This window comes from Paenibacillus sp. 05T425 (assembly GCF_056396205.1).
The window spans coordinates 1-16,339 of the sequence record NZ_JBFTLA010000002.1 but is presented as its reverse complement, the minus strand read 5'-3'; the positions used below and the strand labels follow the sequence as shown (position 1 = coordinate 16,339).

14 protein-coding genes and 1 rRNA gene are annotated in these 16,339 nt (G+C 47.8%); 9 read left to right on the top strand and 6 right to left on the bottom strand.

Features of this window, described 5'->3' with window-relative positions; all coding sequences use genetic code 11:
* Positions 1-2 precede the first annotated feature (2 nt).
* From mnmE to rpmH, 5 genes are all read right to left on the bottom strand, one after another.
* Positions 3-1,382: a tRNA uridine-5-carboxymethylaminomethyl(34) synthesis GTPase MnmE gene (gene mnmE, locus AC1DF0_RS03890; RefSeq protein ID WP_442049875.1), complete on the bottom strand. Its 1,380-nt coding sequence runs from the start codon at positions 1,380-1,382 to the stop codon at positions 3-5.
* Between the two features lie 99 nt (positions 1,383-1,481).
* Positions 1,482-2,102, bottom strand: coding sequence for an RNA-binding cell elongation regulator Jag/EloR (gene jag / locus AC1DF0_RS03885; protein ID WP_477573135.1), 621 nt, complete (start codon positions 2,100-2,102; stop codon positions 1,482-1,484).
* Positions 2,099-2,893 carry a YidC/Oxa1 family membrane protein insertase gene (locus AC1DF0_RS03880; protein WP_337103833.1) on the bottom strand — a complete coding sequence of 265 codons (795 nt, stop codon included), beginning with the start codon at positions 2,891-2,893 and terminating at the stop codon, positions 2,099-2,101. Before AC1DF0_RS03880 ends, jag begins: the two co-directional genes overlap by 4 nt.
* Before the next feature lie 365 nt (positions 2,894-3,258).
* Complete coding sequence (rnpA, locus tag AC1DF0_RS03875) at positions 3,259-3,630, bottom strand: ribonuclease P protein component (RefSeq protein WP_337103832.1); 372 nt, start codon at positions 3,628-3,630, stop codon at positions 3,259-3,261.
* 257 nt (positions 3,631-3,887) lie between these two features.
* Positions 3,888-4,022, bottom strand: coding sequence for a 50S ribosomal protein L34 (rpmH, locus tag AC1DF0_RS03870; protein WP_307204190.1), 135 nt, complete (start codon positions 4,020-4,022; stop codon positions 3,888-3,890).
* Between the two features lie 564 nt (positions 4,023-4,586).
* On the opposite strand from rpmH, the gene dnaA reads away from it, so the two are divergent.
* The 6 genes from dnaA to gyrB all read left to right on the top strand — a co-directional run bounded on the left by dnaA (position 4,587) and on the right by gyrB (position 10,923).
* A complete protein-coding gene (gene dnaA, locus AC1DF0_RS03865; RefSeq protein ID WP_475823026.1) occupies positions 4,587-5,939 on the top strand; it encodes a chromosomal replication initiator protein DnaA in 1,353 nt (450 codons plus the stop codon).
* 218 nt (positions 5,940-6,157) lie between these two features.
* Positions 6,158-7,300, top strand: coding sequence for a DNA polymerase III subunit beta (gene dnaN / locus AC1DF0_RS03860; protein ID WP_442049866.1), 1,143 nt, complete (start codon positions 6,158-6,160; stop codon positions 7,298-7,300).
* Positions 7,301-7,340: 40 nt separating this feature from the next.
* Complete coding sequence (yaaA, locus tag AC1DF0_RS03855; protein ID WP_337103829.1) at positions 7,341-7,556, top strand: S4 domain-containing protein YaaA; 216 nt, start codon at positions 7,341-7,343, stop codon at positions 7,554-7,556.
* A gap of 27 nt (positions 7,557-7,583) precedes the next feature.
* Positions 7,584-8,693: a DNA replication/repair protein RecF gene (recF, locus tag AC1DF0_RS03850; protein ID WP_442049867.1), complete on the top strand. Its 1,110-nt coding sequence runs from the start codon at positions 7,584-7,586 to the stop codon at positions 8,691-8,693.
* Positions 8,694-8,720: 27 nt separating this feature from the next.
* Complete coding sequence (remB, locus tag AC1DF0_RS03845; protein WP_012772007.1) at positions 8,721-8,972, top strand: extracellular matrix regulator RemB; 252 nt, start codon at positions 8,721-8,723, stop codon at positions 8,970-8,972.
* Between the two features lie 40 nt (positions 8,973-9,012).
* The gene (gene gyrB, locus AC1DF0_RS03840; RefSeq protein ID WP_442049868.1) at positions 9,013-10,923 is read left to right on the top strand and encodes a DNA topoisomerase (ATP-hydrolyzing) subunit B; all 1,911 of its coding nucleotides are present in this window, start codon (positions 9,013-9,015) and stop codon (positions 10,921-10,923) included.
* Positions 10,924-11,060: 137 nt separating this feature from the next.
* Here gyrB and AC1DF0_RS03835 read toward each other — a convergent pair whose 3' ends face one another.
* Positions 11,061-11,819, bottom strand: a complete 759-nt coding sequence (locus AC1DF0_RS03835) for a YheC/YheD family protein (protein ID WP_477573134.1) — start codon at positions 11,817-11,819, stop codon at positions 11,061-11,063.
* A 326-nt stretch (positions 11,820-12,145) separates the two neighbouring features.
* Between AC1DF0_RS03835 and gyrA the strand changes: the two genes are divergently transcribed.
* The 3 genes from gyrA to AC1DF0_RS03820 all read left to right on the top strand — a co-directional run.
* Complete coding sequence (gene gyrA, locus AC1DF0_RS03830; RefSeq protein WP_442049870.1) at positions 12,146-14,629, top strand: DNA gyrase subunit A; 2,484 nt, start codon at positions 12,146-12,148, stop codon at positions 14,627-14,629.
* A 52-nt stretch (positions 14,630-14,681) separates the two neighbouring features.
* Positions 14,682-15,755, top strand: a complete 1,074-nt coding sequence (locus AC1DF0_RS03825) for an HD-GYP domain-containing protein (RefSeq protein ID WP_442049871.1) — start codon at positions 14,682-14,684, stop codon at positions 15,753-15,755.
* A gap of 339 nt (positions 15,756-16,094) precedes the next feature.
* Positions 16,095-16,339 (top strand): 16S ribosomal RNA (locus AC1DF0_RS03820); the annotation flags it as partial.

Genomic DNA, 16,339 nt, shown 5'->3' with positions numbered 1-16,339 from the left:
CCCTACTTCCCTAAACAGAACTGTGAAAAGATTTGATCAATTAATGAATCGCCTACTTCATCGCCAAGAATCTCGCCAAGCGACTCCCAGGCCGACCGCACATCAATCTGTATAACATCTATCGGAATTCCCATATTCGACGCCTCAATGGCATCGACGAGCGATTGATTCGCGCGCTTCAGCAAAGAAATATGCCGAACATTGCTTACATATGTCAGATCATTCGCTTCAAGCTGTCCTTCAAAAAACATTTCGCTAATCGCCCGCTCCAATCGATCGAGTCCACGCTCTTCAAGCACCGACATTCGTACGATCGAATCGGCCGAAACGAACTGCTCCACCACCTCAATTTCTAATTGATGCGGCAAGTCAGTCTTATTCAGGATAACAATGACAGAACGACCAGCTAATTGCTCCAATAATTCGCGATCATCGGGCTGCAAAGGTTCATTATAATTCAGAACGAGCAAGATCAGCTCCGCTTCCTCCAGCGCTGAACGCGAACGCTCAACACCAATCTTCTCGACGACATCCTCCGTATCGCGAATACCCGCCGTATCGAGCAGGCGAAGCGGAATGCCGTTTAACGTAACGAATTGCTCGATCACATCACGAGTCGTACCCGGTATATCGGTGACAATCGCCTTGTTCTCTTGCGTCAGTACGTTCATGAGCGAAGACTTTCCAACATTCGGGCGTCCAACGATAGCGGTCAATATACCTTCTCGTAATATTTTGCCTTCGTTTGCCGTTTTTAACAACTTCCCGATTGACTCAATCGCAGAGCCGCATTGCTCTCGTATATAAGCACTCGTTAAATCTTCAACATCATGCTCGGGGTAATCAATATTAACCTCTATATGGGCTAGCAGCTCAATAACCGTTTGCCTAAGCGCCTTAATCTGCTTCGACAGTGCGCCCTCAGCCTGCTTCCTTGCTACCGAGAATGCCCGGTCCGACTTCGAACGAATTAAGTCGATAACTGCCTCGGCCTGCATCAGATCAATGCGTCCGTTCAGGAACGCCCGCTTCGTGAACTCCCCCGGCTCCGCCGTACGGAAGCCCTCCAGCTGCAGCACAACATCAAGCACCTGTTTAACCGCTACTACGCCGCCATGGGCATTAATCTCTACAACATCCTCAGCCGTGAAGGAGCGCGGCCCGCGCATGACGGTCACTAGCACCTCTTCCACCTGCTCACCTGTTGCAGGATCAATAATATGTCCGTAGTTGACCGTATGCGACTGTACATCGTTCAAGCTTGTTTTGGATTGAAAAATGGAAGCCGTACCGCTTATCGCATCAGGCCCGCTTATCCGTATAATCGCAATGCCGCCCTCTCCGACTGCCGTCGAAATAGCCGCAATCGTATCCAATATCACCTTTAAGTCAGCACCTCTCAAATGGAAAAACAGCAATGACCATAGGAGCCATTGCTGCGTACCGTATCTAAATATCTATTTGTTGCCTGCCTACTAGCATTACCTAAGCGAGATCACGACTCTCCGATTCGGCTCGTCGCCCTTGCTATAGGTCTTCACCCGAGGATGGTTCTGCAATTGCGAATGAATGACTTTGCGCTCATGCGGAGACATCGGCTCAAGCACAACTTCCTTCTTGGTCCGAATGACTCTGCCCGCAAGGCGCTCCGACAGCTCTTCCAGCGTTTTGCGCCGGCGCTCGCGAAAATCCTCTGCATCAAGGACGATTCGAAGATGACTATCCGAATAACGATTAGCCACAATGTTAACCAAGTACTGTAACGCATCCAACGTTTGTCCGCGACGCCCAATCAGCATACCAAGGTCTCCGCTGCCCGTAACGGCCAGCCTCGTCCCTTCTCTCGTTTGCTTACGATCGATGCTTACTTGCAGCCCCATTGTTCCGGCAATCTCCAGTAGAAACTTCTCAGCTTCTTCCGTAGCATCCGGAATCAATTCAAGCTCAACTTTCGCTTCCTTTGCGCCAAACAATCCGAACAACCCTTTGGTGGGGTGTTCAAGCACAACCTTCTTCACGCGGTCTTCAGTCACTTGCAATTGTGTCAAACCATTACGCACAGCATCGTCTATCGTCTTTCCTGATGCAACGATTTTCTTCATTTCGCGAGGGCCCCCTTACCCTTGTCAGATGAACGCACGTACAGGAAGTAGTTTTGAACGATTGTATAGATGTTGCTATATACCCAGTACAGCGGAAGCGCCGACGGGAAGTTGATCGCCATAACGAAGATTAATACAGGGAAGATCGTGAGCATCATGCCCATACCCGGCATCGTTTGCGTTTGCTGCTTCTGCATCATTTTCGACTGAATGAATGTCGTTGCGGCAGCGAGTAATGGAAGCAGGTAATACGTCCATCCGCCATCATTAGCACTCTTGCCTAACTCAAACCACAAAAACGTATGCTCGCGAATATCCGGGTTTTTGTAGATCGAATTGTAGAGCGCGATGAAAACAGGCATTTGCACAATTAGCGGCAAGCAGCCCGCCATCGGATTGACCTGATTCTGCTGGAACAGCTTCATCGTTTCTTCTTGCTGTTTTTGCGGGTTATCCTTATGCTTCTTCTTAATTTCAGCCATCTGAGGCTGAATCGCCTGCATCGCCTTCGAGCTTCGATATTGCTTAAGTGTCAGCGGAAGGATTAACGTTCTTACAATAATCGTCAGCAGCAATATAGCTAGACCATACGAATCACCGAACCACTTGGCAAACGTATCGAGCGTGATTGCGAAGTAATAAACGACGTTTTTCTCCCAAAAATTGCCCTTCAATAAATCAGCCGTTTCCGTCGTCTGATTCGTAGGAGCTCCACAGCCTGCAAGCACGCCCATAACAAGGACGAGCCCCAATACTAGAAGCCATTTGCGTTTTGAATTCCGAAACAACATGAAAACTCCTCTCTAAGAGCCATTGCCCAAGGCGTAAACGGCTGAAGCCAATGTTTGGCGTCTAAAGCAACGTTTCGCAGTGAAATATAGGTGAAGTATAACGAGAAAAACGTATACTTACCTATAGATAAACAAATAGTCAACTCCCCTAATACTGAATAAGAAGCATTAGGGTTTCAACTATATGACTATAACTTGATAAGCACAGCAAGCCAACGTCGTTTGACAATTGAATTAGCAGCTTTACGACAGGCTCGTCAATCTAGACTATACCATAATTTATGGGACAAAGAAACAAGCAGCATCAAGGTGCATGCGCTTTCTTAACGACTTTGAGTGAACGTCCATTTTCAGCCGAAAACAGGCTATTCCTTACGCTTAACAGGCGGTTGGCCCAAACTCTTCAGCAGTCCTGCCTTCTTAAGCACATGAAGCACCGATTTCTCCATTTCCTTCATCTTCATGACCGTTGCCGGCTTCCTGACAATAAGAATAAGATCCGTCTTCGGGGCTATCCGATCAGCCTGGTGGCGCACGATCTCCTTAACCATCCGCCTCATCCGATTGCGCATGACCGCATTTCCGATTTTTTTGCTCGCCGAAACACCGAGGCGGAATGGATCCGCGTCCGGCTGTTTAGACCAATATACGACAAATTGTCCATTTGCGAATGATTTGCCGCCTCGATAGATCCGGCTGAAATCCCCGCGGTTACGCAGACGCAACTTTCTATGCACGACTTATGGCCACCGTTCTTTCATTTCTTCTAATAAGTATAGCCCAAGCGTAAACGACCTACACCGATCAATGGCGGTGTAGTAACCGTTTCGCGGTGAAATATAAGCCAAATTATAAGTGTAAACCTTATAAAATCTTATATTTGGAGACGAAACGACTCAGTCCTCCTATTCCTATATAGAGGACATTGCATTTCGTGAAAAATATAGGGCTTGTATAAACAAAAAAAAGAAGACCACCGGACGTGGTCTTCTGCTTATGCGCTCAGTACTTTTCTTCCTCTTTGACGACGCGCTGCCAAAACTTTACGTCCGTTTTTCGAGCTCATACGTTTGCGGAAGCCGTGCACTTTGCTGCGTTTGCTTACATTCGGTTTAAATGTAGGTCTCATCGTTCTGCACCTCCTATATTACATATATCAATGTGTCAGTTATAACTTCTTCTCTGTTTAAAAAACACCTTTTTAATTAAACCATGTGGGCGGTCAAAAGTCAATGTACCTCGCCGATGCAAAATACAGGAATAAGCTTTATCCGATTTTTATTGTGGATAACGTATGAAATGCGGCTCATTCTAGAAAACTAATAACATGTGCACAATTTTTCTCGATCGGTAACGAACTTTGTCGAAATGATAACAAGATATAAACAATATGTAGTGTTGTAGATAACTTCTATGCACAAGCAGTTGAGAATGTGGATAAAATCAGCGAATTCGTTGAAATATAAGGGATCTTTTGCTATGATTATTATGTTTTTGATGTGGATTACATCGTAGAAGCCTCATATTTATCAACAACCTGTGGATAACATTGTGAACAAAATCATCCCMTATTTATAACTCAGTTTCTTCATCTACGTCATAATGTGGATGCTTTCGTTATAAATCCCTGATTTTCGACAACGTTTAGCTTAACCGCGCCGACTTAGGCGAGTTGAATAAGGAGTGACAGTCTGTGGACAGCCATACCTATGATTTATGGCAGCAAGTGTTGTCAATCATCCAGACCAAATTAAGCAAGCCGAGCTTTGACACCTGGTTCAAAGCGACGAAGGCTTCTTTTGTCGATGATTCCATACTTGAAGTAACCGCCCCGACAACATTTGCTGTCGAATGGCTGGAGAATCGCTATACGAAGCTCATAAGAACGACACTGTTTGAATTTTTGGGCAGACAGGTGGACGTTCAATTTGCAATTGAAGAGCAGCGCAGCGCAGAACCGATCATTTCGCTTCCGCCGAAGACCGTGCAAACACCGGTTGCGCAAGAAGAAACGCATAGCCATATGCTTAACCCAAAATATACGTTTGATACATTCGTAATCGGAGCCAACAACCGGTTCGCCCATGCGGCATCGCTCGCCGTCGCTGAAGCGCCGGCCAAGGCGTACAATCCGTTGTTTCTTTATGGTGGTGTTGGACTCGGCAAGACGCACTTAATGCATGCGATCGGCCACTACATCATGGACCATAATCCGAATACGAAGGTTCTCTATATATCATCCGAGAAGTTCACGAACGAGTTCATTAACGCCATTCGTGACAATCGCGGCGAGAGCTTCCGTACGAAGTACCGCAATATCGACGTATTGCTCGTCGATGATATTCAGTTTCTAGCGGGCAAGGAGCAAACGCAGGAGGAGTTCTTCCATACCTTCAATGCGCTGCATGAAGAAAGAAAGCAGATCGTCATTTCTAGTGACCGTCCGCCGAAAGAAATTCCAACGCTCGAAGAACGGCTGCGTTCACGGTTCGAATGGGGACTTATTACCGACATTCAACCGCCTGATCTCGAAACGCGAATCGCCATTCTGCGCAAGAAAGCGAAAGCTGAGAATCTTGATATTCCGAACGAAGCGATGGTGTATATCGCCAACCAGATCGATACGAATATTCGGGAACTTGAGGGGGCGCTTATCCGCGTTGTCGCCTATTCATCCTTGATCAACGCCGATATTACGTCGCATCTGGCAGCCGAAGCGCTGAAGGATATTATTCCATCAAGCCGACCGCGGATGATCACGATGCAGGACATTCAGGCTAAGGTCGGAGAGTTCTACGGACTGCGCCTGGAGGAATTCAAAGCCCGCAAGCGTACGAAAGCCGTTGCCTATCCGCGCCAAATCGCGATGTACCTGTCACGCGAGCTTACCGACTTCTCATTGCCGAAGATCGGCGAGGCGTTCGGCGGCCGCGACCATACGACAGTCATCCATGCGCACGAGAAAATTTCACAGCAGCTTAAAGTGGATCAGGATCTTACGAAGATCATTCAGAATTTAACCGAAAAAATCAAAAATCATATGTGAACAACCAAGCAAGCCTATGCACACGCTATGCACATGTGGATAGGCTTGCTTTATCGGTTTTCCGCAGGGTTATCCACATATTCAGTGCCCCTACTACTACGTCTACTAAAAATCTTTAATAAACATCATCAAATATAGACGGCTAACGCCGCCTGTTGAAAGCCCGTCAAAACCAAATTTCGCATCGCTCAATCTATATAAACGCTAGGAGTGTAATCATGAAACTAACGATCTCAAAAAATGAATTGAACGACGCTATCCAACAGGTTGCCAAAGCAGCGTCCTCTCGCCCTACAATTCCGATTCTTGGCGGTATCAAGATTGAAGTTACGCACCAAGGTGTAACATTAACAGCGAGTGATACCGATATCTCCATCCAAAGCTTCATACCTGTTGAAAGAGATCAATTCGTTATTTCACATGTGGATAAACCGGGCAATGTCGTATTGCCTGCCAAATTTTTTGTGGAAATCGTTAAAAAGCTCCCATCGGACCAGGTCAGCATCGAAGTCGGCGCTCACTACCAAACGATCATTCGTTCAGGCGCTACCGAAATTCAAATGGTTGGACTTGATCCAGAAGAGTTCCCGGTGCTGCCATCCATTGAGCAAAATGAAATATTCCAAATGCCTGGCGATTTATTAAAAGCGATGATTCGCCAATCCGTGCTAGCTGCATCGACAAGCGAACAAACGCCGATTTTGACGGGTGTCTTGTGGAATCTGAACGAAGGCGAGCTCAAGTTCGTCGCAACTGACCGCCATCGTCTTGCGAGCCGTACTGCGAAAGTCGATACGCATCCGGATTACCGTTTCAACAACATCGTAATTTCCGCGAAAACGCTCGTGGAACTGTCGAAGCTTGTTCCCGAGCAGAATATGCTCGTCGATATCGTTGTCGCCGACAATCAAGTGCTGTTCAAGATCGGCAACGTGTTGTTCTATTCGCGTATATTGGACGGGACTTATCCCGACACTTCTAAAATTATTCCGCAAGTGTTCAAAACAGAACTTGTTCTTGATACAAAAAATGTGATGGACGCGATCGATCGCGCTTATTTGATGTCGCGTGAGGAAAAAACGAACATCGTCCGCCTTATGACGCTTGAGGATGGCAGCATCGAAATTTCGTCGAGCTCAACTGAGCTTGGCCGTGTAACGGAGCAGCTTGAGGCGAAGCAGTTCAATGGCGAACCGCTGCGTATCGCGTTCAACTCCAAATATATGCTCGACGTGCTTAAAGTTATCGACAGCGAGCAATTGTTCATCGGATTCACCGGAGCGATGAGCCCGATCATTATTCGTCCGCTTGACCATGAGTACAGCATGTACGTCATTTTGCCGTATCGTACAACGGGCTAGGTAGAGAAATCACTAGCGAAGAAGGGAATGAGACATTAGGGTGAAGGAAATCTCCATTCAAACCGAATACATCGCGCTTGGACAATTTCTGAAGCTGTCGGATTGTATATCCACAGGTGGACAAGCAAAATTTTTTCTTCAGGAAACGGCTGTTCACATTAATGGCGAAGCGGATAACAGACGTGGACGGAAACTTTATGCCGGCGATCGCGTAGAAGTGGAAGGATGCGGCGTCTTTACGGTTGTTAGGAGCTAATGCATCAACGAACCGGGAGGACGAAGCGTGTTTCTAACGAGCATACAACTGCAAAATTATCGCAATTACGGTCAGCTTGACCTGCAAACGCCGAATAAGGTGAATATATTTCTTGGGCCTAACGCCCAGGGCAAGACGAATCTGCTTGAAGCTATATTCGTGCTGGCGCTGTCGAAGTCGCATCGTACGTCGAAGGACAAGGAGCTGATCGGCTGGGAAGCCGATTCCGCTCGCCTAAGCTGCGAGGTAGATAAACGCTACGGCTCAGTCAAGCTTGATCTCGCATTCACGCAGCAAGGAAAGAAGGCACGGATTAACGGTCTGGAGCAGCGCAAGCTGAGCGATTTCATCGGATCGGTGAATGTCGTCATGTTCGCGCCTGAGGATCTCGAAATTGTAAAAGGTACGCCGGGGGTACGAAGACGGTTTCTCGATATGGAAATCGGACAAGTGCAGCCCGGTTATTTGCATACGCTCCAGCAATACGGCAAAGTGCTTCAGCAGCGCAACAATTACTTGAAGACGGCAGGCCCCGGCAGCGTTAATCAGACGATGCTCGATGTGTGGAATATGCAGCTTGCGGAGCATGGTGTTAAAATCATGAAAAAAAGGAAACACTTTATACATAAATTACAAGTGTTCGCCGAGCAAATTCATGCAGGCATTACAGGCGGCGCAGAGCAGCTCACGATCGAATATTGCCCCTCCTTCGACACCGACGCGCTTCAAGATGAATCTGTTTTATTTGATCAATTTATGATAAAGTTAACACAGGTGAAAGATCAGGAGATTCGCAGAGGCGTGACTTTAGCGGGACCGCACCGCGACGATTTGACGTTTTTTATTAACGGCAAGGAAGCGCAAACCTATGGCTCGCAAGGCCAACAGCGAACGACGGCCTTATCTTTAAAATTGGCAGAAATCGAGCTCATTAACGAGGAAATCGGTGAATATCCGCTATTGCTCCTCGATGACGTCTTATCCGAACTCGACCAAAATCGGCAGACGCAGCTCATCGAAACGTTTCAGAGCAAAGTGCAAACGTTTATAACGACGACCGGGCTTGAAAGCGTGAATTTATCCAAGCTTCAAGATGCCGGCATCTACCATGTGCAAGAGGGCCGAGTGACGAGATAAGGCGCTATTAGAGGAGAGGTGGACGTTATGTATATCCATTTGGGCGGCGAGAAAATTATCCGGGCTGCGGAACTAGTAGCCATTTTTGATATTTCGATCGAGCAATCCTCCAAGTTGTCCAAGCAATTCGTTGCGGGAGCGCGGAAGCGGAAGGATGTCGAGACGATTGGCGAGGAAGAGCCGAAATCAATCGTCGTGACGAAGCAAAAGATTTATTATTCGCCCATATCATCCTCTACGTTGAAGAAACGAGCACATCATTTTGCGGCGAACGGGTAAGGCGATAAGGAAGAGCAGTTGAGAGGAGCAGTGAACTTGCATGTCTTTGGAACAACATACGTATGACGAGAGTCAGATACAGGTCCTGGAGGGTTTAGAGGCAGTACGCAAACGTCCGGGGATGTACATCGGCTCCACAAGCAGCAAAGGTCTTCATCATCTTGTTTGGGAAGTTGTCGATAACAGTATCGACGAGGCTCTTGCAGGCTACTGTAACCGAATCGAAGTTATCGTTCACGAGAATAATAGCATCACCGTCATTGATAACGGCCGCGGCATTCCGGTAGGCGAGAATACGAAGCTGAAGAAATCGACGCTTGAGGTCGTTATGACCGTTCTGCATGCGGGCGGCAAGTTCGGCGGCGAAGGCTATAAAGTATCCGGCGGTCTCCATGGCGTTGGCGTATCGGTCGTTAATGCACTGTCTGAGCTCGTAGTCGTTCAAGTTAAACTTCACGGCAAAGTGTATCAGCAGGAGTACCGCAAGGGCGCTCCGCAATATGACGTCAAGATCGTCGGCGAGTCCACGGAGACAGGCACGCAGGTAACGTTCCAGCCCGATCCTGAAATATTTACAGATACGACCGTCTATGATTACGAGATCCTGCAATCGCGTATCCGCGAGCTGGCTTTCTTGAATAAAGGCATCCAAATCGTATTGACCGACGAGCGTACTGGCGTATCTAATACGTTCAAGAATGACGGCGGTATTATCGAGTTTGTTGAGTATTTAAACCGTAACCGCGAGGTGCTCCACGAGAAACCGATTTATGTGGAGGGCTCGAAGGATTATATACAGGTTGAAGTAGCGCTGCAGTATAACGACAGCTACGCTGAGAATATTTATTCGTTCGCCAATAACATCAACACGCATGAGGGCGGCACGCATGAATCCGGCTTTAAGAGTGCGCTCACGCGTATTATTAACGATTACGCCCGTAAGACGAACCTGATTAAAGATAATGACTCGAACTTCTCGGGCGATGACGTACGGGAAGGCTTGACTGCGATCATTTCGGTTAAGATTCCTGAGCCGCAGTTCGAAGGACAGACGAAGACGAAGCTCGGCAACAGCGAGGTTCGCGGTATCGTTGAATCGTTCTTCGCCGAGAAGCTGCAAGAGTTTCTTGAGGAGAATCCTTCCGTATCGCGCAAAATCGTCGAGAAGGGGCTGCAAGCTGCCCGCGCCCGTGAAGCTGCGCGCAAAGCGCGCGAGCTGACTCGCCGCAAGAGCGCGCTTGAGGTCGGTTCATTGCCGGGTAAGCTGGCTGACTGCTCATCCAAGGACGCTTCGATCAGCGAATTGTATATTGTCGAAGGCGACTCCGCCGGCGGATCGGCTAAGCAAGGACGTGATCGTCACTTCCAGGCTATCTTGCCGCTTCGTGGTAAGATTCTGAACGTTGAGAAGGCGCGTCTGGATCGGATTCTCGGCAATGCTGAGATTCGGGCTATTATTACCGCGCTTGGAACTGGCATAAGTGATGATTTCGATCTCGCGAAGGCTCGTTATCACAAAATCATCATCATGACGGATGCCGACGTCGATGGCGCGCACATTCGTACGCTCATGCTGACATTCTTCTATCGCTACATGCGGGAGATTATCGAAGCAGGTTATATTTACATCGCTCAACCGCCATTGTTCAAGGTTGAACGGAATAAAGTCATTCGTTATGCGCAGACCGAGAAGGAGCGAGACCAAATTATTGCCGAGTTCGGTGAAGGCGTAAAGGTTAACGTACAGCGCTACAAAGGTTTGGGCGAGATGAATGCGACGCAGCTATGGGAAACGACGATGGATCCGGAGAGCCGTACGATGCTCCAGGTTACGATCGACGATGCGATGGAGGCGGATATCGTCTTTGATACGCTTATGGGCGATAACGTTGAACCGCGTCGCGACTTCATCCAAAAGTACGCGAAATATGTGAAAAACTTAGACTTCTAGCATTTCCGGACATTCGGTCATAGGCTAGCAAGTTCATAAATAATAAGCAGCCATCTGTAAGTGGACTGCCCCTCCATTGTTAGTCGTTCTAACAAATGGGGTGCAGTTCACCGTGAGAGGCTGCTTATTCCTTTTATTCAGCTCTTGTAGCGCCCGTAGGCTACCGCATAGCGATACATTTTGTGAAACACATTCTGGTCGGAGAGCTTACGGAAGATTTGCAGATCGGGCCGCGTATTAACCTCAAGAATCCAAGGGTGAAGTTTATGATCGATAGCGATATCGACGCCGATTTCCTTCAAATTCGGATAGGCGGCGACTAATTGATTCGCAATCGTAATGCTAAGCTTTTGGAGTCTGTTTTTGTAGATCGTGATTTGCTGAGGGCTGGCATGGTCAGACATTAAGGAATCGATCGGCATCGGAGTTCCTCCGCTGTGATAATTGGTTACGATTTTGGCTGGATGGGCGAGGCGCCCGATAATACCCGTCGCTTCCCATTCGCCGCGCAAGTTTTTTTGGACCATGACCCGAATATCGAAGCGCCGCTTTTGGTGACGGAGCAGATGAATGCCTTTTTGGACAATATATTTGCGATTTTTCTTCTGCTTCAGCAGCATTTTGTAAAGATCTTCAAAGCTTGCATAGTGGTGGATGACTGTGTCCTGCTGATACTTATAGCTGCGGTTCGAGTCAGTCGTGCGTTCGACACGTATAACTCCTTTGCCAAACGTACCGTTAATGGGCTTCACATAAATCATGCCGTACTCATTAAGCATCCGGTAGACGGTCTCGCGGCTGAACAGCTTCGTAAGCGGGATATATTGGCGTAAATAGTCTGATTTGAGCAAGACGAGCGTTTTGGCCCATTTGCTGTTAACGCGCTGAATGGTCAACGTCCGTATCTCCTTTCACAGATTCGGTATTTTTCCAAAAGTTTATATCGATGATCTCCTCGAGCCGGAGAAGAAGATCGATGATATAAAAATCGCTTCTTCGTTTCCAATGAGGCAGGAGACAGACTTTGGAATGAGTGGTATAATGAAGTTTGGGTCTGTTTATTTTATGGTGATTTTTAGCATCTGGAGAGCGGTAATTAACCTATTTTTATGAGCATTTTCTCTATTTGCGCTTATAGGGTTTAGCAGCCCTCTATTTGTGAAAGTAATATAATGGTTATGTTGATTAGGACTAGCTATAGATGACGTCAGGGAGGTAAATCATGGCGGAAGAACAACGATTGTCAGTTAAGGATCGGGATATCGGTACGGAGATGCGGGATTCATTCATGGATTATGCGATGAGTATCATCGTTAGCCGTGCTCTTCCCGATGTAAGGGACGGACTTAAGCCTGTGCATCGCCGTATTTTGTTCGCGATGTCTGAGCTTGGCATGTCGCCGGACAAGCCGCATAAGAAATCAGCGAGAATCGTAGGCGAGGTTATCGGTAAGTACCATCCGCACGGCGACTCTGCTGTTTATGAATCAATGGTCCGGATGGCTCAAGATTTCTCTATGCGTTATATGCTCGTCGACGGTCACGGCAACTTTGGTTCCATTGACGGCGACATGGCAGCTGCGATGCGATATACCGAAGCAAGGCTGTCCAAGATTGCGATGGAGCTGTTGCGCGATATCAACAAAGAAACGATCGACTTCGTACCGAACTACGATGGTGAAGAGAAAGAGCCGGTCGTATTGCCAGCTCGTTACCCGAACCTTCTTGTCAACGGGGTTACCGGTATTGCGGTAGGTATGGCAACGAACATCCCGCCTCATAACTTGAACGAGGTCATCGATGGCGTGCAAGCATTGATTCGCAACCCGGATATTACGCCGGTCGAATTGATGGAATTTATAAAAGGCCCGGATTTCCCGACGGCTGGTTTCGTTATGGGTTATCAAGGTATCCGTCAGGCTTATCTGACAGGACGCGGTTCCGTTACCATGCGTGCTCGGGCAACGATAGAAGAGAATGGCAACAAGGCGCGTATCATTGTTCATGAACTTCCTTACCAAGTTATTAAAGCGCGGCTTGTCGAGAAGATCGCCGAGCTTGTCCGCGAGAAGAAGATCGAGGGCATTACCGATCTCCGCGATGAGTCCGATCGGAACGGTATGCGGGTCGTCATTGAGCTTCGCCGTGACGTTAACCCAAGCGTCGTATTGAACAATCTATACAAACAGACGCAACTGCAAACGAACTTCGGCATTAATATGCTGGCGCTCGTTAATGGAGAGCCTCGCACGCTTAATATACGCGAAATGCTTTATCACTACCTCCAGCATCAGATAGAAGTTATTCGTCGCCGTACAGAGTTCGATCTGAAGAAGGCAGAGGCGCGCGCTCACATTTTGGAGGGCTTGCGTATCGCGCTTGACCATCTGGATGAAGTTATTGCTTTGATCCGCAGCTCGCGCACGACGGACGAAGCACGCGAAGGATTAATTTCGCGCTTCTCGCTCAGCTTAGAGCAAGCACAAGCGATTCTGGATATGCGTTTGCAACGTCTGACTGGCTTGGAACGCGAGAAGATCGAAGCGGAATACGCGGAATTGCAGCGCAAGATTGCTGAGTTCAAAGCGATTTTGGCTGACGAGCAACTCGTATTGGACATCATTAGCACGGAGCTTGCGGAATTGAAGGATAGATTCGGCGATGAGCGCCGCACCGAGATTACGGCAAGCGACGATGAAATATTGGACGAGGATCTCATTCCTCGCGAGGATGTTATTATCTCGATTACACATACAGGCTACATTAAGCGACTGCCTGTAACGACTTACCGCAGCCAGAAACGGGGCGGCAAGGGCGTAGTCGGCATGGATACGAAGGAGCATGACTTCGTTGAGCATCTATTCGTCTCGAACACGCATCATTACTTGCTGTTCTTCACGAACAAAGGGAAAGTTTATAAGCTGAAGGCTTATGAAATTCCAGATCTCAGCCGTACGGCTCGCGGAACGCCGATTATTAACTTGATTCAGATCGAACAAGGCGAGACGGTCAACGCCGTTATCCCCGTTCAAGATTTCGATCCGGATCATTATCTGTTCTTCGCTACAAGGCAAGGTGTCGTTAAGAAAACGCCGCTCGATGATTATATTAATATCCGCCGCGTTGGCTTGATTGCAATCTCGCTTCGTGAGGATGATGACTTAATCGGAGTGAAGCTGACTGACGGCAACCAGGAGATCATTATGGGTACGGCCCAAGGGATGTCCATTCGCTTCTCTGAGCAGGATGTTCGTTCGATGGGACGTTCCGCAACAGGCGTGAAAGGGATTGCGCTCGATGATGATGATACGGTTATCGATATGGACGTCATCGTTCCGGAGAAGGACGTATTGATCGTAACCTCCAAAGGTTACGGCAAGCGTACGCCGGTTAGCGATTATCGGAGTCAGAACCGCGGCGGAAAAGGCATCAAGACGCTTAACGTTACCGATAAGAACGGTCCGATCGTATCGCTCAAAGTCGTTGAGAACGATGAGGATCTTATGATTATGACGGCTCTAGGAACATTGATTCGTACGAGCATGGAAGGCATCTCGACGATGGGTCGTAATACGCAGGGCGTCAAGCTCATCAATACGCGTGATGACGATACGGTAGCAACCGTAACTAGAGTCGCTCGCAGCGAAGAGAATGACAACCTTGAAGACGGCGAAGAAGAGAATGAAGGCGAAACGCCGGTCGAATAATTTCAGACAGTAACATGCAGAAGCAGGATAAGCATAGGGGAGGGGACAGCAGATGGCAGCGGTAAATGTATCTCAGTTGAAGCTGGGAGATAAAATCGGAGAAGATGTCCTCACCCCGTTAGGCGGAGTTTTGTTCCAAAAGGGCAAAGTCATTACGCCGAAGGAACTTGAGATCTTGCACGCATTTCTAGTAACGTCAGTTGCTGTAGATTACGGAACAATCACTTCGAAGACCAAAGAGGACACGCAAGAGGAGCCTCGAGCGGAGGGAGCTGCAAAGCAGGAGGTTTCTCCCCTTCATAGTGAATATGAGAAGATGCTGACGCTATTGAGAAAAGTATTTGCATCGTATGTGACGGGCGAGGGTTTACCCATCATGGATATACGGTCTCAGCTCGAGAAGCTGCTGCTGCATGTTCAAGACTACAAAATATTAACCTTCATGCCTCGTCAATTCAACGAGCGTGATTATTTGCTTCATAATAGCGTTACGTCAGCCATGACTTCGTATCTGATCGCACAGTGGACGGGGTTCGCGCAGAAGGATTGGATGCAGATTGCGCTCGCAGGCTTGCTGCACGATATTGGAAACATCCGTATCGATAAGGCGATCTTGAATAAGCCTAATGCGTTGTCAGGGGAAGAGAAGGAAGAGATGAAGCGCCATACCGTGCTCGGCTATCAGTTGCTTAAGAGCGTAGCAGCTCTCAATGAGGGTGCTAAGCTGACTGCCCTGCAGCATCACGAGAAGGTTGACGGTTCCGGTTACCCGCTCGGTATTGACGCAACAAAAATTCATCCCTATGCCAAAATAGTGAGTATAGCGGATATCTTCCATGCAATGACGCTTAACAAATCGTATCGCAAAGCGGCTTCGCCATATCTCGTTTTGGAGCAAATCCAGGAGGATGCGTTCGGTAAGCTGGACCCTGGATATGTAACGATCTTCGTGAATAAGGTGACGCAATTCCACAACGGTACGGTAGTGAAGCTTAGTGATGGACGGATCGGCGAGATTGTATTCTCTGATGCCAAGCATCCTACAAGGCCTTGGGTGTCGATCGGCGGAGTAATTGTTAACCTGACCGTTGAACGACATCTTCATATTAACGAAGTTTTGAAATAGGTACCATGCATATGAGTCTTGCTGCAGCTTACAGATGATCGCATCGTCTAAACTGTAGCAAGGCTCGTTTTTATTTTGTTGAAGAGTAAGGATTAATAAGGAATATAACAGCTGAATGGTGTAGATAAATCGCAGCAATAATAAAAATGAAATTAAATCAAAAAAGTGCTTGCAATGCTATAGGCGTCTGTGATATATTATCTAAGTCGCCGCTGAAACACACGGCCGACACGAAAGAAAAGATTGTTCTTTGAAAACTGAACAACGAGCGAAACTGCCAGTTAAGAAGCTTCGGCTTCTGACTAAAGCAATAAAAAGTTTTTGAGCAAGTCAAACACCTTTATGGAGAGTTTGATCCTGGCTCAGGACGAACGCTGGCGGCGTGCCTAATACATGCAAGTCGAGCGGRGTTATTCCTTCGGGGATAACTTAGCGGCGGACGGGTGAGTAACACGTAGGTAACCTGCCTATAAGACTGGGATAACATTCGGAAACGAATGCTAATACCGGATACGCGATTTGGTCGCATGACCGAATCGGGAAAGACGGAGYAATCTGTCACTTATAGATGGACATGGACCTGC